The organism is Micromonospora sp. CNZ309, assembly GCF_002846525.1.
On the sequence record NZ_PJNG01000001.1, the window covers coordinates 3,554,696 to 3,579,310 of the forward strand.

Consider the following 24,615-nt stretch of genomic DNA (forward strand, 5'->3'; position numbering starts at 1 on the left):
CGCGGTGCGGGACGGAAGAGGGCGTACGGGGCCCGGCCACCGTCGTTCGGGTGGCCCGGATGTCGCGGGAGTGCGGATGCGGGTCGGGTACGGGTCGTGCGACCCGGCCCGGTGTGCTGTGGTGCGGGTCAGGTGGTGGTGAGCCGGTTGCGGCTTAGGAACTGGGTGAGGCTGCGGAACTGGACCTGCTGGACCAGGACGGCGGCGACGATGATGCCGCCCTTGACCATGTTCTGGGCCTCGGTGGAGAGGCCGTTGATGGCGAAGAGGTTCGTGATGGTGGCGAAGATGACCACCCCGAGCAGGGAGCCGATGATGGTGCCCCGCCCGCCGCTGAGCAGCGTGCCGCCGATGATCGCGGCGGCGATCGCGTCCAGCTCGTAGAGGTTCGCCATCGCCGCCTGCGCCGAGTTGGCCTGGGCGGTGAGCATGATGGCGGCGATCCCGCAGCAGAGGCCGGAGAGCGCGTAGAGCAGCACGGTGTGCCACCGGACGTTGATGCCGGCGAGCCGGGCGGCCTCCGGGTTGCCGCCGACGGCGACCGTACGCCGGCCGAAGGTGGTGCGGTTGAGCAGCACCCAGCCGGCGGCCACCACGGCGGCGAGGATGTAGACCAGCAGCGGGATGCCGAGCAGGCTGTTGCTGGCGAGCCCGTTGATGAAGCCGTTCTCCGACACCTGGGTCTGCTTGTCGGAGATCTCGGCCGCCAGGCCCCGGGCGGCCACCAGCATGGCGAGCGTGGCGATGAACGGCACCAGCCGGCCGTACGAGATGAGCAGCCCGTTGACCAGGCCGACCGCCAGCCCGACGGTGAGCGCGCTGAAGATCATGCCGCCGGCGCCGTAGCTCTGGGTGGCCACCGTGGTGCACCAGACGCCAGCCAGCGCGACGATCGCGCCGACGGAGAGGTCGATGCCCCCGCCGATGATCACGAAGGTCATGCCCACGGTGACCACGCCGACCACGGCCGCCAGCTTGAGGATGCTCAGGACGTTGTCCCACACCCAGTCCGGGTTCGAGTACAGGTCGGAGCGGGTGAGGGCGCCGATCACGACGAGCACGACCAGCACCCCGATCAGGCCGAGGTTGCGGCGGGCGCCCTCGCCGCCGTCGCCCCGCCACCAGGAGATCCGGCCCGGTGCCGCCACCTTGTCGACGGCCGCCCCGGTCTGTGCGGGATGCACCGGCGGCGACTGCGCCGGCAGGTGTGCCGCCGGCTGCGGCGCCACGGTGGGAGTAGGACCCTCGGTCATGCCGGCGCGCCTTCCATCAGGGACCCCGCCATGACGAGGTCGAGCACGGTGTTCTCATCGAGTTCGCGGGCCGGGGCCTCGTGGACGACCCGCCCCTCCCGCATCACCAGCACCCGGTCGGCCAGGCCGAGCACCTCGGGGACCTCGCTGGAGACCAGCAGCACCCCGACGCCGCGCGCGGCCAGCCCCCGGATCACCTGGTAGAGCTCCGCCCGCGCGCCGACGTCGACGCCCCGGGTCGGCTCGTCGAGCAGCAGCAGCCGGGTTTCGCCGAGCAGCCAGCGGCCGACCACCACCTTCTGCTGGTTGCCGCCCGAGAGGGTGCGCACCGGCCGGCGTACGTCGCGGGGGCGCAGCTCCAGGCTCTCGGCGATCCGGTCCGCCTCCGCCCGTTCCCGCCCTACGTCGGTGAACCCGGCGCGGGCGTAGCGGGCGAAGGTCGCCAGGGTCACGTTGCGGTAGATCGGCTCGCCCAGCAGCAGCGCCTGGCTCTTGCGTTCCTCGGGGGCCATCCCCATGCCGGAGCGCACCGCCGCGCCGACGCTGCCGGGGCGCAGTGCCCGGCCGGCCATCCGCACCGAGCCGGCCTCGGCGCGGCGCGCGCCGTAGATGGTCTCCAGCAGCTCGGAACGGCCCGAGCCGACCAGCCCGGCGATGCCGACGATCTCGCCGGCCCGGACGTCGAGCGAGACGTCGGCGAACTCGCCGGCCCGGGTCAGCCCCTCGACCGTGAGCAGCTGCGCGCCGCCGGCCGCGCCGGTCGGGCGGTCCGGGAAGACGTACTCGATGGTGCGGCCCGTCATCCGGCTGACCAGGTCGCGGGTCGGGGTGTCGCGGGCCGGCAGGTTCGCCGCGGTGGTCCGGCCGTCCTTGAGTACGGTGACCCGGTCGCCGATCTCGCGGATCTCCTCCAGCCGGTGCGAGATGTAGATGACGGCGATGCCCTGCGCGGTCAGCTCCCGGATGATCCGGAACAGGTTGCCCACCTCGTCGTGGGCCAGCACCGCGCTCGGCTCGTCCATGATGATCAGCCGGGCCTCGTGGGAGAGCGCGCGGGCCATGCTGACGATCTGCTTGCCGGCGGCGGGCAGCGCGCGCACCATCCGCCCGGGCGGGATCTCGGCGTGGCCGAGCCGACCGAGGATCTGCCGGGTACGCCGGGCCATGGCGCCCCGCCGGACGAAGCCGAGTTGGCGCGGCTCGTGGCCGAGGAAGGCGTTCTCCGCCACCGAGAGGTCCTCGACCAGGTCGAGTTCCTGGTAGATCGTGGCGATGCCGGCGCGCATGGCGGCCTGCGGGTTGGCGAAGGTGACCGGGCTGCCCCGCCACTCGACGAGCCCCGAGTCGGGCCGGTGCACCCCGGCCAGCACCTTGATCAGGGTGGACTTGCCGGCGCCGTTCTGCCCGAGCAGGCAGTGCACCTCGCCGGCGCGCACCTCCAACTGCACCCCGTCCAGGGCGCGTACGCCCGGGAAGGTCTTGACCACGTCGGTGAGGCGCAGCACCACCTCGCCCGCGACGGTGCCGGCGGGCGCCTCGACCAGCGGGACGCCGGCGGGGGCGAGCGGCGCCGACCCGGCGGCGGGCGTCTCCTCGGTTCGGGCCACGGTCTCCTCCTCGCGCTCGGTCACGACGCCTTCCCCGTTCGCGACTGCGGGGCTCGCAAACCCGGCTCACTCCTCGCGCTCACAGATCCGCCCTCCGATCGCGACTGCGGGGCTCGCAGACCCGGCTCACTCCTCACGCTCACGACGACTTCTCCGATCGCGACTGCGGGGCTCGCAGACCCGGCTCACTCCTCACGCTCACGACGACTTCTCCGATCGCGACTGCGGGGCTCGCAGACCCGGCTCACTCCTCACGCTCACAGATCCGCCCTCCGATCGCGACTGCGGGGCTCGCAGACCCGGCTCACTCCTCACGCTCACAGATCCGCCCTCCGATCGCGACTGCGGGGCTCGCAGACCCGGCTCACTCCTCACGCTCACGACGCCTCCCCGAAGGCGACGTCGCTGGCGAGTACGGCCGCGCCAGCCACGCCGGCCCGTGGGCCGAGTTCGGACAGGACGACGGGCAGGTTGCCGGTGGCCAGCGGCAGGGACCGGCGGTAGACCACGCTGCGGATCTCGGCGAGGAGGATGTGCCCGAGTTGGGCCAGCCCGCCACCGATCACGATCATCGACGGATTGGTGAAGCTGACCAGCCCGGCCAGGACCCCACCGACCCGCCGACCCCCGTCGCGGATCAGCTGGATGCAGGTCACGTCCCCCTCGACCGCGCCCCCGGCGACGTCCAGGGCGGTCACCGCGCCGCGCGCGGCCAGCCGTTCGGCCAGCGCGGGCGAGGCGCCGCTGCGCGCGGCGGCGGTCGCGTCCTTGGCCAGCGCGGCCCCGCTGAACAGCGCTTCGAGGCAGCCGACGTTGCCGCAGGAGCACATCGGGCCGTGCGCGTCGACCTGGATGTGGCCGATGTCGCCGGCGCAGCCGTCGGTGCCCCGGTAGACCTCGCCGCTGAGGTAGATCCCGCACCCTATTCCGGTGCCGATCTTCACGAAGAGGAAGTCGTCCACGGAGTGCGCGACCCCGCCGTGCCGCTCCCCGATCGCCATGATGTTGACGTCGTTGTCGACCACCGCCGGGCAGCCGTGCTCACGGGTGAGCAGCTCGCGCACCGGGAACCGGTCCCACCCCGGCATGATCGGCGGGGAGACCGGCACGCCGTCGCGGAAGCTGACCGGGCCGGGCACGCCGATGCCGACGGCGTCGAGCCGCTCGTAGGCGCCGTCCACCCGGGCCTTGTGCAGCAGCTCGTTGACCCGCTGGAGGATCACCTTCGGGCCGGTGCGGATGTCGGCCGCCTCGGCGTACGCGGCGACCGGCTCCAGCCGACCGTTGACCACCTCGACGTCGATGGAGCTGGCGCCGAGGTCGACGGCGGCGAAGCGCAGGCGCGGGCTCAGCTCGACGAGGGTGGAGCGGCGGCCGCCCCGGGAGGCAGCCAGCCCCGCCTCGGCCACGTAGCCGAGGCCGACGAGCCGTTCCAGCTCCGCCAGCAACCGGGGACGGGGCATCTGGAGCCGGTCGCCCAGCTCGGCCCGGGACACCGCACCCTCGTCACGGAGCAGGCGCAGCAGCCGTACGTGCAGGGGGTCGACCATCCGCACCGGACTCACCTCTTCGCGGGCTCGCGCACATCGACGTACTGCCGAGGTGCCGTGCCCGACACAGTAGGAGTGTTCCGTGTCACGTGTCCAGAGCTTCGGCCGATCTGACGCAAACTTTTGTCCATACGAGCAAAAGCTTCGGGTAGATCAAGAAAAGCGACCCCTACCTGCGGTGATCAGGACGCCATGTACCTAAAAGCCGGCGGATAAGGTCCACCGCGTCCTGATCACCCGGGATCACCGGAGGAGGCGGCGGGTGGGCGGCACGCCCAGCCAGGAGGCGGGGCGGGTGGGGCACGCAGGGGCACGCGGGGTGCGCGGGGTGCGCGGGGTGCGCGGGGTGCGCGGGGTGCGCGGGGTGCGCGGGGTGCGCGGGGTGCGCGGGGGTGCGCGGGGTGCGCGGGGTGCGCGGGGTGCGCGGGGCACGCGGAGCAAAGTGAGGTGCGCGGGGCCGGTGGGGCGGCCGGGTGGGGCGCACCGTGGGGCGGCGCGCGGGGGCGTGGTGGGTAGGGCGCACAGTAGGGCGGGTGGGGCGGGTGGCGGGTGGGTCAGCACGCCGTGCCAGTGGCGGCGCGGGACGTGCCGCCGCCGCCCCGGCACCGGACTGGTGGCGGGGCGGCGGAAGACGGTTGCAGTTGCGGTTGCGGGCGGAGGGTCAGCTGCGGTTGGCGGCGTTGCGCTTCTTCTTGAGCTTGCGGTCGTCGCGCAGCTCGACGTACGGCTCCTTCTCCGGCGAGTGGCCCGCCTCGATGGCGCGGCTGCGCTCCAACTCGGCGTCGAACTCCGCGCCGAGGAGGATCGCGATGTTGCTCAGCCACAGCCAGATCAGGAAGATGATCACACCGGCGAGCGCCCCGTACGTCTTGTTGTACGAGCCGAAGTTGCTGACGTAGAGCGCGAACAGGCCCGAGATCACCAGCCAGATCACCACGGCCAGTACGCCACCGGGGCTGACCCAGCGGAAGCCACCGTGTCGCGCGTTCGGCGACGCCCAGTAGAGGATCGCGAACATCAGGCTCACCAGGAGCAGCAGCACCGGCCACTTGGCGATGTTCCACACGGTCACCGCCGTCGAGCCCAGCCCGATCGCCTCCCCCACCTGCTCGGCGAGGCCGCCGGTGAAGACCACGATCACGGCGCTGGCCAGCAGCATCACGCCGATCACCGCGGTCACCCCGACGCGGATCGGCAGGGTCTTCCAGATCGGGCGCCCCTCCGGCACGTCGTAGATGGTGTTGGAGGCGCGCATGAACGCGGCGACGTAGCCCGACGCCGACCAGAAGGCGGCCAGCAGACCCAGGATCGCGGCGAAACCGGCGAAACCGCCGCTCTGCTGCGCCTGGTCGATCGCCCCCTCGACGATCTGCCGGATCTCGCCCTGCGGAACCGCCTGGTTGACGGTGTCCTTGACGCCCTGCGTCGCGCCCGGACCCAGCAGGCCGAGGATCGACACCAGCACCAGCAGGCCGGGGAAGATGGAGAGCACGCCGTAGTACGTCAGGGCCGCCGCCCAGTCGGTCAGGCTGTCGTCCTGGAACTCCCGTGCGGTGCGGCGCAGCGCGGCCTTCCACCCGGCGCCCGGCAGCTCGGTCGGGCTGTCGGGACCTTCGTCCGGCCCCACCGGGCCGCGCCCCGGGCGGTGTCGCTCGGTACGCGCGTCGGACCCCCGGTCGGGGTGGCCCGTCCGGCGGTCGGCCATCCGGCCGGCGGCCACCGCCCCGGGATCGTCGCGGTCGCGCCCGCGGGCGGAAGACTCGTCGGAGGCCATCGCCCCTCCTCGTGCTCGGCGTCAGTCCCCTCGACATGCCCAGGCAGCCGCCGCCGTTAACCCCTAGCCGTAGAGCAACCTGCCCATCCGCCGCGAGGCGATCAGCAGCCCGAGGGCCATCGCCCCGAGCAGGTAGAGCACGTCGAGCACCCACTCCCAGCCGGCCGCGCCCACCGAGACGCCGCGGATCAGGTGCACCGCGCGGTAGAGCGGCGTCACCTCGACCGCCCAGCGCAGCACGGCCGGGTAGGACTCGGCGGGGACGAACGTGCCGGAGAAGAGGAAGAGGGTGAACTGGGCCGCCGACATCAGGTCGAAGTCGTGCCAGCTGCGCATGAAGGTGGTGATCGCCATGCCCAGCGCGCCGAACGCGAAGCCGACCAGCACGGCCGCCGGGAAGGCGACCAGCGCCCGAGCCGCGGTGGTCAGGTCCATCACCACCATCACCACCAGGAAGGCGGCCGAGTACGCGCTGCCGCGCAGCATCGCCCAGAGCAGTTCCCCCAGCGCGATCTCGAACGGCTGCACCGGGGTGGCGATCACCCCGTCGTACAGCTTCATCTGCTTCATCTTGCCGAAGAAGTTGAAGGTCGTCTCCGACAGCGCGCCGGACATGGCCGACGACGCGAGCATGGCCGGCGCGACGAACGCCGCGTAGGTGACGACCTCGCCGCCCGGCAGGGTGAGGTCGCCGACCAGCCGGCCGACCCCGACACCGATGGAGAGCAGGTAGAGCAGCGGCTCCACGAACCCGGAGACGAGCAGCAGCCAGTAGACGGCCTTCAGGGCCGCGACGTTGCGCTCGGCCACGGAGACCGAACGGCGGGACGCGGCGGAGACGGCGACCAGCCTGGGCAGGACGAGACCGACCACTGCCACCCTCCTAGACGACCAGCCTGCGACGGAACGCGTGCCGGGCCAGCAGCCAGCCGCCGACCGCCCAGGCCGCGAGGTAGAGCAGGTGGCCGACGACCGACCACTGCGGAGCGACGCCGAGCGCCGCCGCCCGGCACAGGTCGACGCCGTGCCAGAGCGGAGTCGCGTACGCCAGCCAGCGCAGCGCAAGGGGCAGCGACTCGACGGGGAAGAACACGCCGGCGAAGAGCGTCATCGGGATCACCGCGAAGCGGAGCAGCATCGCGAGCCAACTGTCGACGGAGACCACCGACGCGTACGCGAAGGTCGGCGCGGCGACCGCCAGCCCGAGCAGCGCCGTCACCGGCAGCGCGACGAGCGCCCACGGCGAGCGCAGCGCCCCGAGCAGGGCCGTCACCAGCAGGAACGCCGCGACGGTGGTGACCGCCCGGAACACCACGAAGGCCAGGTGCCCGCCGAGGATGTCGCTCACCCGCAGCGGCGCCGCGCTCTGCGCGAAGTAGGTCCTGACCCACTGGAAGTTGCCGAACACGGGCCACGTCGACTCGCTGACGGCCGTCTGCAACGCCGTCGACGCGATCAGGCCGGGCACGATCCAGTCGAGGTAGCTCACCCCGTCGATGCCCTGGTCGACGTAGGCGCCGACGCCGACGCCGAAGCCGAGGACGGTCAGCACCGGCAGCAGGAACGACGAGAACAGCCCGGCCCGCCAGGTGCGCCGGTAGCCGACGAGATGATGCGCCAGCACCGCCAGCGCCGGCACCCGGGGCAACCTCGGGCGCGCCCGTTCCCGCGCCGACTGCGCCACGCTCACGCGACCACCCCCGTCTCGCTCCGCGTCCACCACGGACTTCCTACCTCGCGGGTACGACAGCCTGGGCGGGTACGACAGCCTGGGCGGGTACGACAGCCTGGGCGGGTACGACAGCCTGGGCGGGTACGACAGGCCGGCGACTCCGTCGCCCCGTCGCCGTCCCCGCCGTGCCGTCGCCACACGTCAGGGCTGCCGGGCCGCGCGCAGCAGCACCAGCACCGCGTAGGCGAGCAGCAGCAGGCCGGCGCCCGTGCCCACCACGAGCCCCGCCGACACCGCCGTGGCGAGTGCGGTGACCAGCCCGGCCAGCGCGACGACGCACATCGCCGCGCCGAGCAGCCGCAGCACCGGGTCGCGCAGCACCGGCACGAGGGGGAAGAAGTGCAGCCCCACCACGGCGCAGACCAGCACCGGGATGAACTCCGACCACCCGACGAGGGCGAGCAGGACGGCGCCCAGCCCGGCGGCGGCGAACTCGGCGAGGACGATCAGCAGGTAACGACGGTCGGCGGCGCGGTCCCGGGCGACGTCCACGGCGGTTGCCCGGCTGCGGGCCACCACGACGGCCCCGACCACCGCCGTGACCAGCGCCCCCCCGCTCGCGACCACCAGCAGGGCACGCAGCGGCTGTTCGGCGGCCGGCACGCTGAACCAGATGGTCGCGAACACGCCCAGATAGAGCGCGGCGAGCCCGGCCTGGCGGCGCGACTGGAACTCCAACCTCGACATGACACCCCCGTGTGCGTCGCCGGGCGGGCGACGTGCCGCCGGCCCGCCGATGCTACGTAACGGCCGGTGCCACCGCACCCGCCCAAGGCTCTGTCAGTCGACCAGGGTGCGGCCGGTGAGGTGGAGGAAGACGTCCTCCAGGCTGCTGCGCCGGACCAGTACGTTGGCCGGGTGCAGCCCCCGCTCGCCGACCTCGGCGACGGCCGCGTCTCCGTCGGGCACGTAGAGCAGGATCCGGTCGGGCAGCACCTCGACGCGCTCGCCCAGCCCGTCGAGCTTGCCGGCGAACGCCTCCTGGGACTCGGCGGCGAACCGCAGCTCGACCACCTCCCGGGTGGAGTGCCGGTCGATCAGTGCCCGGGGGGAGCCCTCGGCGACGATCCGCCCGCCGTCCATGACGACCAGGCGGTCGCAGAGCTGCTCCGCCTCGTCCATGTAGTGCGTGGTGAGGACGAGCGTGACGCCCTGCTGCTTGAGCCGGAACAGCCGCTCCCAGACCAGGTGCCGGGCCTGCGGGTCGAGGCCCGTCGTGGGCTCGTCTAGCAGGACGATCTCGGGCTCGTTCACCAGCGCGCGGGCGATGGTCAGCCGCCGCTTCATGCCGCCGGAGAGGGGCTCGACCTTGCTGTCGGCCCGCTCGGTGAGCTGGACGAAGTCGAGCAGCTCGGCGGCCCGCTCCCGGGCCACCCGGCGGGAGATGCCGAAGTAGCGCGCGTAGGTGGTGAGGTTCTCCTGGACGGTCAGCTCGGGGTCGAGGTTGTCGAGCTGGGGGCAGACGCCGAGGCGGGCCCGGATCGCCGGCCCGTCGCGCACCGGATCCATGCCGAGGATGCGCAGCTCGCCGCCGCTGGGCGGGGAGGTGCACCCGATCATCCGCATGGTCGAGGACTTGCCGGCCCCATTGGGCCCGAGGAAGCCGAACGCCTCGCCGGCCCGCACCTCGACGTCGATGCCGTCGACGGCGGTGAAGTCGCCGAACCGCTTCACCAGCGCCCGCGCCTGGATGAGTGGTGGAGCCGTCGTCATCGCCCGACCATAACCGCCGGCTCCGACACCTCCCACCGGACGGCTGCGGCACCCCGACCGGTGCCGGGCGGGTCCGTCGCCGGGCGGTAGGGGTAAGGGTGGGGCCGTGGCGGTAGGGGTACAGGTGCCCTGGTCAGGGCCTATCCGGCAACGGAGAGCGACGAAAACTACCCTGCGTCACCGATCCGTGCGGCCCCAATCGTGGGTGTGCCGGCGGGGCTAGGTGGCGATCGGTACGTGCGGCTACCGGACCAGAGTGGACGGATCGGATACAAAACCGCCGCCGGCTTGCCGCATTGTTACCAATTACGGCGTACGGCCTGCCGCATTTCCGCACTCGAAAGTGGTCTCTCTGCGTGATCGAGGTTCGAATTTATTACTGACCGCAATCACGATCAGCAATGTTCCGCCGGTTATGTAATTCGCGTATCGTGCCCCCTCGTGCCACCAGTGCGTTCATCCGGCGAGTCCGCCCCGCAGCCGTCCACCGTGGGCACCGGGTCCACCCCGGACGACGGTCCGGTCCCGTTGCCGCCCGAGGCGGACGATCGGGTCGATCCCGACGGCCCGGCACCCGATCCGCGGGAACTCGCCGCGCAGTTCGAGGACGAGAAGCCCGGGCGGGAACTCTCCGGACCGATCGGCGTACTGGTCACCGGAACGACGTTGGCGATCGCGCTGCTCGCCCTCTGGCAGGTGTTCAATCCGCTGCCGCAGGGCAGCAAGTTCTATCTGATCATCTTCCTGGCCGGCGTCCTGCCGATGGTCTTCCTGGCGTACCCCGCGGATCTGCGTCTGCCCCGGCGGCTGCGCCGCACCGGCGCGACCGGCCCGGGCGACGCGGTCCCGGCGGAGCGCCCCAGGCGCCGGGGCCCCACCGTGGCGGACTGGGTCCTGGCCGGCGCGGCGCTGGTCGCCTGCCTCTACCCGGTGCTGCCCGTCGGCCTGGGCACCGGCGGCGGCGGGTACGACGCCTTCCTCGACCGGCAGGGCCTGCTGGTCGGCCTGGACGTGGCGATGGGCACCGTCGTGCTGCTCCTGCTGCTGGAGGCGTGCCGGCGCACCACCGGCTGGATCCTGCCGGCCGTCTGCGTGGTCTTCCTCGCCTACGGCTACTACGGCGGGCTGCTGCCCCAGTCCTGGCAGGTGGCCCACGCGGGCCTCGACTTCGGGCAGATCGTCGACGGCCTCTACAACTCCGACAGCGGCTTCTACGGCACCCCGCTCGACGTCGCGGCGACGTACATCGTGCTGTTCACCATCTACGGCGCGGTGCTGGACCTCTCGGGGGCCGGCCGGTTCTTCGTGGAACTCTCCGCCGCCGCCTTCCGGCGCTCGCGGACGGCCGCCGGGCGCACGGCCGTCGCCTCCGGTTTCCTGCTCGGCACCGTCTCCGGCTCCGGCGCGGCGACCACCGTCAGCATCGGCGCGGTCACCTGGCCCGTCCTGCGGCGGGCCGGCTACCCGCCGGAGCGGGCGGGCGGCATGCTCGCCGCGGCCGGCGTCGGGGCGATCCTCTCCCCGCCCACCCTCGGCGCGGCGGCCTTCATCATCGCCGAGTACCTGGGCGTGTCCTACCTCCAGGTGCTCGGCTGGGCCACCGTCCCCACGGTGCTCTACTACCTCGGCATCCTCCTCTCGGTCGAGATCGACGCCCGGCGTTCGGGCGTGCGGCCGGTGGTGATCGAGACGACCTCCGCCGGCCGGCTGCTGGCCCGCTTCGGCTACCACTTCCTCTCGCTCTTCGCGATCGTCGGGCTGCTCGCCGTCGGCTTCTCCGCCACGAAGGCCGTGGTGCTGGCCACCATCCTGGCCGCAGTGCTGTCCTTCCTCGACCGTCGGCACCGGCTCACCCCGGCCCGCCTGCTCGCCGCGCTGAGCGCCGGGGTGCGCGGGGTGCTCGCCGTCAGCGCGGTCTGCGCCGCCGCGGGCATCATCACCGCCACCACCACCAAGACCGGCCTGGGCCCCCAGGCGGCGGCGCTGCTCATCGACAACGCCCAGGCCATCAGCTCCGAGCCGGCCGTCGTGCTGGCACTCACCGCGCTGTTCGCCGCCGTCGCCCTGACCCTGCTCGGGCTGGCCGTACCGGTCACCGCGTCGTTCGTCATCGGCTGGGTGATCATCGGCCCGGCCCTGCTGGACCTGGGCGTCGCCGCACCCGCCGCCGCGATGTTCGTCTTCTACTTCGCGGTCCTGTCCGAGGCGTCCCCGCCGACCGCGCTCGCCGCGGTCGCCGCCGCCGCGGTGACCGGCGGCCGGCTGGTGCCCACCATGTGGCAGACCCTGCGGTACGCCCTACCGGCCTACCTCATCCCGCTCGCCTTCGTGGTCACCCCGACCGGCCTCGGGCTGCTCGGCATCGGGGGCGCGCAGCGGATCGCCGTCGCCGCGACGGTCGCCGCCCTCAGCGTCGCCGTGCTGGCGGTGGCGGCGGGCGGCTGGCTGCCCGGCGTCGGCCCCGCCGGTACGCCGGAGCGGATCCTCGGCGCGCTCGCCGGGCTGACGCTGCTCTGGCTCGAACCCGTGCCCGTCGCGATCGGCGCCGTACTGGCGGCCGTCATGGTGGCGGGTGTGCTCGTCAGACGCGGATCCGCCGGCCGGAACGGCGGGCCGTCAGCAGTACCAACGGTGAACCATGGGGAGGAAAGACAGTGAGACGGATCAACGTGCGGCTCGCCGCTGGGGTTGGTGCGCTGGCCCTCGTCGCGGCGGGCACCGCCGGTTGCGGAGGCCGTCAGGACGGCGCGACCAAGGACGACGCCGCCAGTGAGGTCACCTGCAAGGTCACCGACAGCACCCGCGTCGGCATCGCCACCGGCAACGCCACCGGCGTCTACTACGTGGTCGGCAACGCGCTGGCCAGTCAGCTCTCCGGGGCGACCGAGGGCAAGCTGACCGGCACCGCCGCCGAGACCGGCGCCTCGGTGCAGAACGTCGAGCAGCTCGTCGCGGGCCAGTACGACGTCGCCTTCTCGCTGTTCGACACGGCGGTCAACGCGGTGCAGGGCAAGGGCAGCTTCACGTCCCCGCAGCCGGTCGAGGCGCTCGCCCGGATCTACGACAACTACACGCAGGTCGTCGTCCGGGCCGACTCGGGGATCAACTCGGTCGCCGACATGAAGGGCAAGAAGATCTCCACCGGCTCCCCCAAGTCCGGTACCGAGGTCATCGCCAACCGGCTGATGGAGGCCGCCGGCCTCGACCCCGCCAAGGACGTCCAGGCGCAGCGGCTCGACCTCACCAAGAGCGTCGAGGGGGTCAAGGACGGCAGCGTCGACGGGCTCTTCTGGTCGGGCGGGGTGCCCACGGGCGGCCTGACCGACCTGTTCACCACCGCCGGGGACAAGGTGAAGTTCATCGACATCACCCCGCTGCTGCCCAAGATGACCGAGCTCAACCCGGCGTACCAGGCCGGCACCATCGGCGCGGACGTCTACAAGACCTCCGCGGACACCCCGACCATCGTGGTGCCGAACGTGCTGCTGGTCCGCAAGGACCTCAACGCGAACGTGGCCTGCGCCATCACCCGGACGGTGTTCGACAAGAAGGACGCCCTGGCGCAGGCGAACCCCGCCGCCAAGGGCATCAGCCTGGACAACGCCCGCAAGACCGACCCCGTACCGCTGCACCGCGGCGCGGACAAGGCGTTGCAGGACCTCGGCACACGCTGATCCCCGGTGCCGGGTCCGGGCCTCGCGCCCGGGCCCGGCACCCCCGACCCCCACCCCGGAGGGCACGAGTGTCGCTCCCCACCCCCGGCCGGGTGCGCCGGCACCACCGGCCCGCCGACCACACCGACCGCCTGTGGTCGGTACGCACCCAGCTGCTCGCGCCCATCCTGGTGGCCACGATCGGTCTGGTCGTGCTGGGGTCCACCCAGACCGCCATCGCCATGGCCGCCACCGACGACGCGGACCGCGCCCGGGTGCTCGCCGGCACCGCGACGGCCACCGTGCGCCTGGTGCACGAGCTGCAACGGGAACTCGGCGAGACGGCGGCCCTGCGCCAGCGGGGCGGCAACAGCGGACGGCCCCTCGTCGACGCGCAGCGCCGGCGGGTCGACGCGTCCGTCGAGCGGTACCGGGGCTCCAGCCGGGACGCCCGCCGGGCCGCCCCCGACCTGCGCCAGGTGCTCGACGGCGCCGACGCGCAGCTCGGCCAGCTCGAAACGGCCCGCGGGTCCGCGCTGGGCGGCACCACCGCAGACCCGACCTACCTCTCGCTGGTCGAGTCGCTGCTCGCCGTCGCCGACGCGCTGCCGGCCCAGCTGCGCGACCGGGAGTTGGCCAACGGGGCACGGGAGGTCGCCGCCGTCGCCGCCCAGGAGCACCTCGCCGCCGTGGAACGCGACCTGCTGCGTACCGTCTTCGTGCGGGGCGCGCTGGTGGACGGCGAACTGGTCCGCCTCGGCCAGCTGCGGGGCGCGCAGGAGCAGCGGCAGGCCGAGTTCTCCCGGATCGCCAGCCGGCCGGCGGCGGACGCGTACACCCGGCTGGTCGCCGGCACCGACGTCTCCACCGCCCGCCGGATGCGCGACAGCGCGCTCAACGTGGAGACCGAGCCCGCCGGGCTGAAGACCGACGGCGACGCCTGGTACGTGGCCCAGAGCGGCGCCATCCGGCGCTACAACCTGCTCGGCCGGGAACTCTCCGAGGAACTCGACCGCAACGCCGCCGGGCTGGCCCGGGAAGCCCAGCTACGGGCCCTGATCACCGGCGGCGCGACCACCGCCGTCGCGCTGGCGTCGTTGACCGCGGCCGTGCTGCTGGCCGTGCGCACCAGCCGCCGGCTGCGCCGGCTGCGGGTCGCGGCCCTCACCATGGCCAACCGGGAACTGCCCGAGCGGATCACCGCCATCGCGGCCGGCGACGGCGCGCCGACCGACGGCGCGGCCACCCGGCTGACCGCCGGCATCGGGCAGGGCCGCGACGAGATCGCCCAGGTCGCGCAGGCCTTCGACACGGTGAACCGGGCCGCCCTGCGCCTGGCCGGCGAACAGGCCGAGGTACGGATGGACGTGACCCGGATGGCCGAGGCCCTGGCCCGGCGCATCCGTACCCTGATCACCCGGCAGCTGCGGCTGCTCGACGAGTTCGAACGCGAGGAGACCGACCCGGACGCGCTGGCCCGGCTCTTCGCGCTGGACCATCTGGCCGCCCGCATGCGGCGCAACGGGGAGAACCTCCTGGTCCTCGCAGGCGGGGAGCCCGGCCGTACGCACGACGGCGCGCACCTGCTCGCCGACGTGGTCCGGGCGGCGGCCTCCGAGATCGAGGACTACCCCCGGGTGGAGGTCGACGTGCCGACCGCCGCGGTGCACGGCGCCGCCGTGGGCAACCTGGTCCACCTCCTCGCCGAGCTGCTGGAGAACGCCACCGTCTACTCCCCGCCGAACTCCCCGGTGCACGTCGACGGCCGGCGCACGATCGACGGCCTCACGTTGCGCGTACACGACCAGGGCATCGGCATCAGCGACAGCCGGCTCACCGCGATCAACGAGCGCCTGCTCTCCCCCGCGATGCTCTCCAGCGCCTCCGCCGGCAGCATGGGCCTGCACGTGGTGGCCCACCTGGCCGCCCGGCACGGGGTACGGGTGCAGCTACACAACAGCGGCGCGGGCACCGTCGCGCGGGTGGACATCCCGGAGTCGGCGCTGACCCGGATCGAGGACGTCGCCCCGCGCTCCGCCCCGGAGGCGCGTACGCCGGTCGCCCAGGAGGTGCGCGCGCAGGTGCCGCCCGTCCGGGAGGTGCGTACGCCCGCGCCGGTCGTGCCCGCGCAGACCGCCTGGTTCCGGCCCCGGACCGGTACGGGTGGTCCGGCCGTCGTGCCCGACCTGGCCAGCGTCCACCACGCGCCGACGATCACGCTCCCGGTGCTGGGCGCGCGCCCGGGCGGGCATGGTGGCGCGCCGACCACGCCCCGTCCCGCGTCAACCTCGCCCGCGTCGGCCCCGCTCACCGGGGCCGGGCTGCCGCGCCGCACCCGGGGCGGGCAGCTTCCGGCCACGCTGCACGAGGCCCCGCCGGTGCGGCCGGCGGGTGACCTGCTCGACCCCGAGGTCGTACGGTCCCGGCTGTCCTCGCTCGCGGAGGGAGTCGCCGCCGCGACCCGACGTACCCAGACGACACCCCCCAGGAGAAACCCATGACCCCTTCCGAGAGCGCCGGCCTGGACTGGCTCCTGGCCAACTTCGCCGAACAGGTGCCGGACGTGTCGCACGCCCTCGCGGTCTCCGGCGACGGGCTGCGGCTGGCGGCCTCGCCCCACCTCGCGCCCGACCAGGTGGACCAGCTCTCCGCCGTGATCAGCGGCCTGGCCAGCCTGACCGTCGGCGCCGCCCGGCTGATGTCGGCCGGCCGGGTACGCCAGCAGATCGTCGACATGGACGGCGGGGTGATGCTGGTGATGGCGGTCGGCGAGCGCGCGCTCGTCGGGGTGCTCGCCGCGCCCGGCTGCGACCTCGGTCAGATCGGCTACGAGACCGCCATGCTGGTCCAGCGGGTGGCGGAGGCCCTGGAGCCGGCGGTCCGGGCGTGACCGGACGCTCGTTCCGGCTGCTGGCGACCCTGCTGACGGCCGTGCTCGCCGCCGGTTGCGGCGCGGCCGAGGCGGGGCCGCAGCCCTGGCACGGCGGCCGGATCTTCCTCGCCACCGGCAACACCACCGGCGTCTACTACCAGCTCGGCGGCGGCTACGCGGACGTGATCAGCCGCCACCTGCCCGGCTACGAGGCGCGGGCCGAGCCGACGGGCGCGTCGGTGGAGAACATCAACCGGCTCGCCAGCGGCGACATGGAGCTCGCCTTCAGCCTCGCCGACACGGCGGCGGACGCCGTGGCCGGGCGCGGGGCCTTCGAGGGCCAGCCGCAGCAGGTCCGGGCGCTGGCCCGGGTCTACAGCAACTACACCCACGTGATCGTGCGCGCCAACGCGAAGATCACCAAGCTGTCGGGGCTGCGTGGCAAGCGGGTCTCCACCGGCTCGCCGAAGTCCGGCACGGACATCATCGCCGGGCGGCTGCTGACCGCCGCCGGTCTCGACCCGGACCGCGACGTCGTCCGGGCCACGCTCTCCCTGCCGGAGACCGTGAAGCGGATGCGGGCCGGCACGCTCGACGCGATGTTCTTCTCCGGCGGCCTGCCCACGCCGGGCATCGCCGACCTGCTGGCCAGCGCGCCCGGCAAGTACGCGCTGCTGCCGATCGCCGACCTGATGGAGCCGCTCACCGCGCGCCACGGGTCGGTCTACACGACGGCGGAGCTGCCGAAGGAGGTCTACCGGACGAGCAGCGCCACGCCGACGGTCACGGTGGCGAACGTCATCCTGGTCAGCGCCGACATGCCCGACCAGCTGGCGTACGACCTGACCCGGCTGCTCTTCGCCTACCAGGCCGACCTGGTCAAGGTGCACCCGGAGGCCGGCAACTTCACCCAGCAGAGCGCCTCGGGCACGGACCCGATCCCGCTGCACCCCGGGGCGGCCCGGTTCTACCAGCGGGGGTGACCGCGCCGCTCAGACGTCCGCCGGCGCGGTGGCGGCGCGGGCGTCGGCCACGAGGCGGTCGAGCTCGGCGAGCACCTCGGGCGTGTCCGTCGGGGTGCCGGGGTCGAGGCGGACCGTCCAGGTGAGGCCGTCCGCTCCCGGCACCCGGCGTGCCGCGACCCGGGCGGCGCCGCCGGGCACCGGGTGGTGCCGCGTGTACGCCACCGACCGGGTGACCCGCTGGCGTACCTGGTGCGGCAGCTCGCCCGGGTCGAGCAGCAGGTAGCTCTCGGCCGGGCAGTCGGCCACCACCAGGTAGCCGTCGTGCTCGGCGAGCCGCTCGGCCGGCGTCACCGTGAGTTGCCGGCCGGACCAGACCGCCTTGAGGACGTCGTGCCAGCCCAGGCGGTGTGCCCGGCCGGGCAGCCAGAGCCCCTGGTTGCTGGCGACCACCACCCCGTCGCCCTCGCCGTTGCCGGCGGCGGCCCAGGCGAGCACCCGCTCGTCGGCGGCCAGCGGCGGACGGTCGGCCGGGGGCAGCTTCGGCTTGCGGCGGAACAGTCCCATCTACAGTCCTCCCGCGGCCTGCTCGCGCAACGCCCGGGCGTGCTGCTCCAGCGACAGCAGCTCGCCGAAGGCGGCGAAGTACTCGTCCTTGTTGTTGACCGGGTTGATCCGCTGGATCCGGGACTTGAGGTCCCTGATCCGGCTCGTGACGGAGCCCCACTGCACCCGGGCCATGGTGATCGAGACGTAGCGCGGGTCGGGCTCGCCGTCGATGCGCAGGGGCTCCACGGCCAGCTCGCCGACGAGCGCGCGGGCGGCCAGGTCCTCGCACGCGTCGCGGACCGACTCGATCCAGACCGCGCCGCCGGTCGCCGCGGCGGCGCCGCCGACGGCCGCGACGGCGGCCCGCACCGCCACGTGCACGGGGTGCCGGTACTCCGTCGCCTCGACCGCGTCGAACATCGGCCCGGCCAGCACCGGCTCCTGGAGGGCGAGCTTCAGCGCCTCCCGCTCGACCATCGACTGCGGGTTGTCGACGACCGGCTCCGCCGGGGCGGGCCGGGGCGCGGGTGGGGCGTCCCGGCCGGGCGCGGCCGAGGCGGCGGCGAGCACGGCCCGCTGCACCGGCTCGATCTCCATGCCGAGGTCGCCGGCGAGCTTGCGCACGTACTCCGGACGCTTCTCCCGGTCCTTGAGCTTGGCGACCAGCGGGGCGGCCCGGCGCATCGCCTCCACCCGGCCGTCGACGGTGTCGAGGTCGAAGCGGTTGATCACGTGCCGCAGCGCGAAGTCGACAAGCGGCTCGCGGCGGGCGACCAGGTCGCGGACGGCCAGGTCGCCCTTGGCCAGGCGCAGGTCGCACGGGTCCATGTTGTCGGGGCTGACCGCGATGAACGTACGCCCGACGAAGCGCTGGTCGTCCTCGAAGGCGCGCAGGGCGGCCTTCTGGCCGGCGGCGTCCCCGTCGAAGGTGAAGATGATCTCACCGGCCACGTCGTCGGTGTCCATCAGCAGCCGGCGCAGCACCCCGATGTGGTCCCCGCCGAACGCCGTGCCGCAGGTCGCCACGGCCGTCGGGACCCCGGCCAGGTGGCAGGCCATCACGTCGGTGTAGCCCTCGACCACGACCACCTTGCCCTGCTTGGCGATCTCCCGCTTGGCCTGGTCGACGCCGTAGAGGACGTGCGACTTCTTGTAGATCGGGGTCTCGGGGGTGTTCAGGTACTTCGGGCCGTCGTCGTCGTCGAAGAGCTTGCGCGCCCCGAAGCCGATGACGTCGCCCGCCAGGTCGCGGATCGGCCACATCAGGCGGCGGCGGAACCGGTCGATCAGCGTGCCGGAGCGCGACGGCCGGGACAGCCCGCCGGTGACCAGCTCGTCGTGGGTGAAGCCCTGCTGACGCAGGTGCTTGGTGAGCAGGTCCCAGGCGTCGGGCGCGAAGCCGCAGCCGTAGCGCTCGGCGGCGGCCCGGTCGAAGCCGCGCCGCGCCAGGAACTCGCGGGCCGGGCGCGCGCCGGCGGTGGTGAGCTGCGCGCGGTAGAACTCGACGGCGGCGGCGTGCGCGGCCACGAGGCGCTGCCGCTGCCCCTGCTGCGGGCGTGGGCGCGGCGCGGCGGAGTCGTTCTCGACGTAACGCAGCTGGATGCCGGCGCGGTCGGCGAGCCGCTCGACCGACTCGACGAAGCTGAGGTGCTCGGCGTCCATCAGGAACTTGATCGCGTCGCCGCCGGCGCCGCAGCCGAAGCAGTACCAGACGTTGCGGGCGGGCGAGACGTTGAACGACGGGCTCTTCTCGTCGTGGAACGGGCACAACCCCTTGAGGTTGCCGGCGCCGGCCGACTTCAGCGTCACCGTCTCGGAGATGACGTCGGCGATCGAGCTGCGCTCCCGGACCAGCGCGATGTCCTCGTCCCGGATCCGCCCAGCCATGTCCGCCACCCCCTCGGCGTACATCCTGCCCTGCCGCACCGACGCCGCGCCGCCGGGGGACGCCGCGTGTGGCGACGACCGCCGCCACCTCGGCGGTCGCGCCGGCGTCCGGACCGGTCCCGCCCGCCCGGGGGCGGATCAGCGGGGGCGACGCAGGTAGCGGCGTACCGGCGGCGGGTCCTCCTCGTCGTACGACCGGGCGGCCCGCACGGCCGCGGCCAGGCCGGAGCGGCGGACCCGCCGCGGCGGGTGCACCGCCGGGTCCCGCGCCATGTCCCGGACCAGTGCGACGGCCAGGCCGAGCATCACCACGACGAACGGCAGGGCCACGAGGATGGTCGCCTGTTGCAGCGCGTCCAGCCCACCCACCAGCAGCAGTACGCCGGCGACCGCGCCGATCAGCACCCCCCAGAGCACCACCAGCACGCGGTGCGGGCGCAGGGCGCCCCGGGAGGTCAGCGAGCCGAGCACCAGCGACGCCGAGTCGGCGCTGGTGACGAAGTAGAGCGCGATCAGCACCATGGCCAGCACACTGGTCAGCGTCGCCAGCGGCAGCGCGTCCAGCAGGCCGAACAGCGCCTGCTCGGTGCCCGCCCCGACGTCGGCCACCAGGTCCCGGGCGCCGGTGGCCTGCGTCCGCAGCGCGCTGCCGCCGAGCACCGCGAACCAGAGCGCGCTGGCCCCGCTGGGCACCAGCAGCACGCCGACGAGGAACTGGCGGACGGTGCGGCCCCGGGAGATCCGGGCGATGAAGGTGCCCACGAAGGGCGCCCAGGAGATCCACCACGCCCAGTAGAAGATCGTCCAGGAGCCCAGCCACGACGGGTCGGAGAAGGCGCCGGTACGGGTGGACATGAAGACCAGGTTGCTCAGGTAGTCGCCCACCGAGGCCGGCAGGACCTCCAGCGTGTAGATGGTCGGCCCGACCACGAAGACGAAGAGCATCAGCAGCACCGCCAGGAGCACGTTGGTGGTGGAGAGCCACTTGATGCCCCGGTGCAGCCCCGAGAAGGCGGAGATCACGAAGGCCAGGGTGAGCGCGCCGATCACCACCACCTCCACCGTGGTCGTGTCCGGAATCCCCGCCACCAGGTCGAGCCCGGCCGCCACCTGGAGCGCGCCGAGGCCGAGGCTGGTCGCCGAGCCGAACACGGTGGCGAAGACCGCCAGCAGGTCGATCGCCCGGCCGGGCGCGCCGTCGGCGTGCTGCCCGAGCAGGGGCTGGAAGGCCGCCGAGATGCGGTTCTCCCGGCCCTTGCGGAAGGTCGAGTACGCCAGCGCGAGCGCCACGACCGCGTAGATCCCCCAGGGGTGCAGCGTCCAGTGGAAGAGGGTGTACTGCATGGCCGTGGCGCCGGCCGTGCCGGTCTGCGGTGCGACGCCGGTCGCCGGCGGGGGCGCCGCGTAGTGCTGGATGGGTTCGGCGACGGCGAAGAACACCAGGCCGATCCCCATCCCGGCGCTGAACATCATGGCCACCCAGGCCAGCGTGCTGAACTCCGGCTCGTCGTCGTCGGCGCCGAGCCGGACACGGCCGAACCTCGTCGCCGCGATGACCACCGCGAGCACCAGGAAGGCGTCGGCGGCGACCACGAAGAACCAGCCGAAGGTGTCGATCACCCAGGCCAGGCCCGACGTGCCGAACTCGGCCAGGGAGGCCCGCGCCAGCACGCCCCATGCCACCACGGCCAGTACGCCGCCGACGCTGAGCGCCAGCACCGTCCGGTCGATCCGGCCCACGGCCCGCGCCGGGTCCCGTACCTGCCCGCTCATGCGCCACCCCCTGCCCATCGTGCGGGGCGGGGGGTGGCAACCGGGCGGCATCGGGCGAAACACCCCGCTACCGGGCGACCGGGACGGGGCCGGGGCAGGGTTCCGGCGTCGCTCAGGCCGGTACGGCGGCGGACTCCTCGGCCTCCACCTGGCGGTTCCAGGCGGGCTTGCTGGCGCGCCAGCCCTCGTCGTCCAGGCCCCGACGCCAGTAGCCGGAGATGGAGAGCCGCTCGCGGGGGACACCGCGCTCGACGCGCAGCAGGCGGCGCAGCTCCTTGACGAAGGTGGCCTCGCCGTGCACGAAGGCGTGCACGTCGCCGGGCGGGAACTCCAGGGCGCGCACGGCCGCGACCAGGGCCTCCCCGACCGGGCGGTCGCCCCGGTGCAGCCAGGTCAGGCGTACGGCGCCGGGGCTGGCCAGCGGCTGCTCGTCGGCCCGGTCGGCGACCTCGACGAAGACGGCGGCCGGGGCACCGGCGGGCAGCCGTTCCAGGGCGGCGGCGATCGCCGGCAGGGCGCTCTCGTCGCCCACCAGCAGGTGCCAGTCGGCGTCCGGGCTGGGGGCGTACGCCCCACCGGGGCCGACGAAGTGCACCGGGTCGCCGGGGCGCAGCGCGGCGGCCCAGGGCCCGCCCACCCCGACGTCGCCGTGGTGCACGATGTCGACGGTCATTTCGCCGCTCGCCGCGTCCCAGGCCCGCACCGTGTACGCGCGCAGCCGGGGCCACTGCTCCCGGGGCAGGTCACGACGGATCGCGTTCAGCTCCATCGGGCTCGGGTACTCCGCGCCCGGGACCGGGAAGACGATCTTGATGTAGTGGTCGGTGAACTCGCCCACCGGCAGGCCGGTCAGCTCCTCACCCCCGAGCACCAGCCGGACCAGATGGGGGGTGGGCCGCCCGGTGCGCAGCACCCGGGCAGTCGTGACCTTGATGGGGCGCTCCGTCATGCCGGTTAGGTTAGCCTAAGTTCGCGCCCCCGCCCATCCCCGTCATCCCGTCGGGCGATCGGCCCCCGCGCCGCGCACCAACCGCGCGTGCCAGGCCACGGCCGCCGGGTCGGTCAACGAGGCGACCTGATCGATCACCACCCGCTGGCGGGCCGCGTCGTCCGGCGCCGCCGACCAGAGCGGGGCGAAGACCGGATCCAGCCCGTCCGGCGCCCGGGCGACCAGGGCGTGCACCAGCTCGGCCAGGGCCTCCCGCTGCCGCCGGTAGCGGTCGCCCGAGCCGGGGCGACGCATCACGTACCGCAGGGCGATGCCCTTGAGCAGGGCGCACCGCGCCCGGACGCGCCGGGGCACCACCAGGTCGGCGGCGTAGCGGCGGTGCGGGCCGGGACCGTAGCGCTCCTGCGTGGCCGCCACCACGGCCGAGACGAAGCGGCCGGTCAGCACGCTGGTGGTCGCCTTCAGCGCCGCCTGCGCCCGGTGGCTGCCGTCGTAGCCGGCCAGCGGGGCGAGCACCGGGTCGTCGAGCAGTTCCAGCAGCACGTCGCCGAGGTCGGCCGGGGACTCGCCGGAGTAGGTGGCGGCGACGTCGGCGCAGAGCGCGGCCCGCTCCTGCGGGTCGCGCAGCAGCGGGCGCAGCGCCACGTACCCGCCGTGGATGCCGTCCTCGACGTCGTGCACCGAGTATGCGACGTCGTCGGCCCAGTCCATCACCTGCGCCTCCAGGCAGCGCCGGTCGTCGCCCGGCCCGCCGGCCCGCAGCCACGCGAAGAGCGGGAGGTCGTCGTCGTACACGCCGAACTTGCGTACGCCGGGCCGGCGCGGCCACGGGTACTTGCTGACCGCGTCGAGCGAGGCGCGGGTCAGGTTGAGCCCGGCGGAGCTGCCGTCCGGGGCGAGGACCTTGGCCTCCAGCCGGGTCAGCACCCGCAGCGTCTGCGCGTTGCCCTCGAAGCCGCCGCACCCGGCCGCCAGCTCGTCGAGCGCGTCCTCGCCGTTGTGCCCGAACGGCGGGTGACCGAGGTCGTGGGCGAGCCCGGCGGTGTCCACCACGTCCGGGTCGCAGCCCAGCCGCGCCCCCATCTCGCGGGCGATCTGCGCGACCTCCAGCGAGTGGGTCAGCCGGGTACGCAGGAAGTCGTCCGTGCCGGCCGTGTGCACCTGGGTCTTCGCGGCGAGCCGCCGGAAGGCCGCCGAGTGCAGCACCCGGGCACGGTCCCGCTCGTACGCCGACCGCCCGTACCCGGTGTCCTTCGGCGGCTCGTCGACCCGGCGGGCGACGTCCGGACCGTCCGGCCCGCCACGCTCAGCGCGCACGCTGCCGCAGCACGCAGAACTCGTTGCCCTCCGGATCGGCCAGCACGGTCCACTCCACCTCGCCCTGGCCCACGTCGACGTGCCGGGCACCCATGTCGACCAGCCGCTCGACCTCGGCCTCCAGGTCGTCGGGGCGCAGGTCGATGTGCAACCGGTTCTTGGTGGTCTTGTCGTCGGCGACCGGCACGAAGACGATGCCCGGCAACCGGTCGGCGGATCGACGGATCTCCACCTCGTCCGGCTGCTCGGTGACCACCTGGTAGCCCAGCGCCTCGGCCCACCAGCGGGCGAGCCGGGCGGGGTCCCGGGCGTCGACGGTCAGGCTCTCCCAGGCGCTGCTCATGCCGATCAGGTTACGCCCGCGCGCCGCGGACGGCTCGCCGCCGGCGCGCGGGCGACGGCTGCGCAACCTCCGAACAGTCGAGAGTTGTCGACCGATCGCCGACGGTTACGGGATCGCGATCCGGCATGGCCGCCGGTAGCGTTCCCAGCGCGGAACGTGACCAGACTGAGGGCCCGACGGTGGGGGAGAAACCCGTGGACGCGGACACGATGATGGGAACGGAACTGTCGGAGCTGCGCCTGCGCCGCCCCGAGGTGGCGGGCACGGTGCTGGCCGGCACCGACGGCCTGCTGATCTCCAGCGACCTGCCGACGACGGACGCCACCCACCTGGCGGCGCTCGCGGCGGCCAGCTTCGGCCTCGGCCACCGGGTGGCCGACACGGTGCGGCACGGCGAGTTCCGGGAATCGGTGGTACGCACCTCCACCGGCGCCGTCGTCACCTACCCCGCCGGGCGCAACGCCCTGCTGACGCTGGTGGCCGACGCCAGCGCCGACCTGGAGGAGCTGCACGCCGACGCGCGGGCGGTGGCCCGGCGCACCGGCTCGGTGCTGGACACCAGCCGCCTGATCGGGGCGGCGACGGTGCCCGAGGCGCACGCCCGGCTCACGACCCGCACCTCCGGCGGCAGGCTGCCCCGGCGCGTCACGCCCCACACCTGGCGCCGCCCGCCGGTCTGAG

Annotated in this window: 20 protein-coding genes; 6 read left to right on the forward strand and 14 right to left on the reverse strand. The window is 73.8% G+C overall.

Going from position 1 to position 24,615, the window contains the following annotated elements; genetic code table 11:
• Window positions 1-128: 128 nt before the first annotated feature.
• From CLT72_RS14475 to CLT72_RS14515, 8 genes are all read right to left on the reverse strand, one after another.
• Entirely contained in the window at window positions 129-1,253 is a 1,125-nt protein-coding gene (locus CLT72_RS14475; RefSeq protein ID WP_101412320.1) for an ABC transporter permease, read from the reverse strand.
• A complete protein-coding gene (locus CLT72_RS14480; protein ID WP_199184763.1) occupies window positions 1,250-2,761 on the reverse strand; it encodes a sugar ABC transporter ATP-binding protein in 1,512 nt (503 codons plus the stop codon). The genes CLT72_RS14475 and CLT72_RS14480 overlap by 4 nt, the downstream gene beginning before the upstream one ends.
• A 476-nt stretch (window positions 2,762-3,237) precedes the next feature.
• Window positions 3,238-4,416, reverse strand: a complete 1,179-nt coding sequence (locus tag CLT72_RS14490) for an ROK family protein (RefSeq protein ID WP_101412321.1) — start codon at window positions 4,414-4,416, stop codon at window positions 3,238-3,240.
• A gap of 655 nt (window positions 4,417-5,071) precedes the next feature.
• A complete protein-coding gene (locus CLT72_RS14495) occupies window positions 5,072-6,115 on the reverse strand; it encodes a YihY/virulence factor BrkB family protein (RefSeq protein WP_101415165.1) in 1,044 nt (347 codons plus the stop codon).
• A gap of 132 nt (window positions 6,116-6,247) precedes the next feature.
• Entirely contained in the window at window positions 6,248-7,057 is an 810-nt protein-coding gene (locus CLT72_RS14500; RefSeq protein WP_101412322.1) for an ABC transporter permease, read from the reverse strand.
• A 10-nt stretch (window positions 7,058-7,067) separates the two neighbouring features.
• Window positions 7,068-7,868, reverse strand: coding sequence for an ABC transporter permease (locus CLT72_RS14505; RefSeq protein WP_101415166.1), 801 nt, complete (start codon window positions 7,866-7,868; stop codon window positions 7,068-7,070).
• Window positions 7,869-8,057: 189 nt separating this feature from the next.
• Window positions 8,058-8,603, reverse strand: a complete 546-nt coding sequence (locus CLT72_RS14510; RefSeq protein ID WP_144082255.1) for a hypothetical protein — start codon at window positions 8,601-8,603, stop codon at window positions 8,058-8,060.
• A gap of 93 nt (window positions 8,604-8,696) precedes the next feature.
• Window positions 8,697-9,629, reverse strand: a complete 933-nt coding sequence (locus CLT72_RS14515) for an ABC transporter ATP-binding protein (RefSeq protein ID WP_101412324.1) — start codon at window positions 9,627-9,629, stop codon at window positions 8,697-8,699.
• Window positions 9,630-10,079: 450 nt separating this feature from the next.
• Between CLT72_RS14515 and CLT72_RS14520 the strand changes: the two genes are divergently transcribed.
• The 5 genes from CLT72_RS14520 (at window position 10,080) to CLT72_RS14540 (ending at window position 17,137) form a co-directional block, all read left to right on the forward strand.
• Window positions 10,080-12,287: a TRAP transporter permease gene (locus tag CLT72_RS14520; RefSeq protein WP_434089782.1), complete on the forward strand. Its 2,208-nt coding sequence runs from the start codon at window positions 10,080-10,082 to the stop codon at window positions 12,285-12,287.
• Entirely contained in the window at window positions 12,284-13,303 is a 1,020-nt protein-coding gene (locus CLT72_RS14525) for a TAXI family TRAP transporter solute-binding subunit (protein WP_101412325.1), read from the forward strand. The genes CLT72_RS14520 and CLT72_RS14525 overlap by 4 nt, the downstream gene beginning before the upstream one ends.
• 68 nt (window positions 13,304-13,371) lie before the next feature.
• Window positions 13,372-15,783 carry a sensor histidine kinase gene (locus CLT72_RS14530; protein ID WP_101412326.1) on the forward strand — a complete coding sequence of 804 codons (2,412 nt, stop codon included), beginning with the start codon at window positions 13,372-13,374 and terminating at the stop codon, window positions 15,781-15,783.
• Entirely contained in the window at window positions 15,780-16,172 is a 393-nt protein-coding gene (locus CLT72_RS14535) for a roadblock/LC7 domain-containing protein (protein WP_088998933.1), read from the forward strand. The genes CLT72_RS14530 and CLT72_RS14535 overlap by 4 nt, the downstream gene beginning before the upstream one ends.
• The gene (locus CLT72_RS14540) at window positions 16,169-17,137 is read left to right on the forward strand and encodes a TAXI family TRAP transporter solute-binding subunit (RefSeq protein ID WP_101412327.1); all 969 of its coding nucleotides are present in this window, start codon (window positions 16,169-16,171) and stop codon (window positions 17,135-17,137) included. The genes CLT72_RS14535 and CLT72_RS14540 overlap by 4 nt, the downstream gene beginning before the upstream one ends.
• Before the next feature lie 9 nt (window positions 17,138-17,146).
• Here the strand turns inward: CLT72_RS14540 and CLT72_RS14545 are convergent, their stop codons facing one another.
• From CLT72_RS14545 to CLT72_RS14570, 6 genes are all read right to left on the reverse strand, one after another.
• Entirely contained in the window at window positions 17,147-17,683 is a 537-nt protein-coding gene (locus CLT72_RS14545; protein ID WP_101412328.1) for a hypothetical protein, read from the reverse strand.
• Window positions 17,684-19,576: a DNA primase gene (dnaG, locus tag CLT72_RS14550; protein ID WP_101412329.1), complete on the reverse strand. Its 1,893-nt coding sequence runs from the start codon at window positions 19,574-19,576 to the stop codon at window positions 17,684-17,686.
• 114 nt (window positions 19,577-19,690) lie between these two features.
• Window positions 19,691-21,325: a BCCT family transporter gene (locus CLT72_RS14555; protein ID WP_101412330.1), complete on the reverse strand. Its 1,635-nt coding sequence runs from the start codon at window positions 21,323-21,325 to the stop codon at window positions 19,691-19,693.
• Between the two features lie 112 nt (window positions 21,326-21,437).
• A complete protein-coding gene (locus CLT72_RS14560) occupies window positions 21,438-22,274 on the reverse strand; it encodes a siderophore-interacting protein (RefSeq protein WP_101412331.1) in 837 nt (278 codons plus the stop codon).
• A 42-nt stretch (window positions 22,275-22,316) separates the two neighbouring features.
• Complete coding sequence (locus CLT72_RS14565; RefSeq protein ID WP_101412332.1) at window positions 22,317-23,591, reverse strand: deoxyguanosinetriphosphate triphosphohydrolase; 1,275 nt, start codon at window positions 23,589-23,591, stop codon at window positions 22,317-22,319.
• Window positions 23,581-23,934 (reverse strand): VOC family protein, encoded by a 354-nt coding sequence (locus CLT72_RS14570; protein ID WP_089003275.1) that lies wholly within the window; start codon window positions 23,932-23,934, stop codon window positions 23,581-23,583. The genes CLT72_RS14565 and CLT72_RS14570 overlap by 11 nt, the downstream gene beginning before the upstream one ends.
• A gap of 194 nt (window positions 23,935-24,128) precedes the next feature.
• Here CLT72_RS14570 and CLT72_RS14575 point away from each other — a divergent pair, with 194 nt between their 5' ends.
• A complete protein-coding gene (locus tag CLT72_RS14575; RefSeq protein WP_101412333.1) occupies window positions 24,129-24,614 on the forward strand; it encodes a roadblock/LC7 domain-containing protein in 486 nt (161 codons plus the stop codon).
• Window position 24,615: the final 1 nt, after the last annotated feature.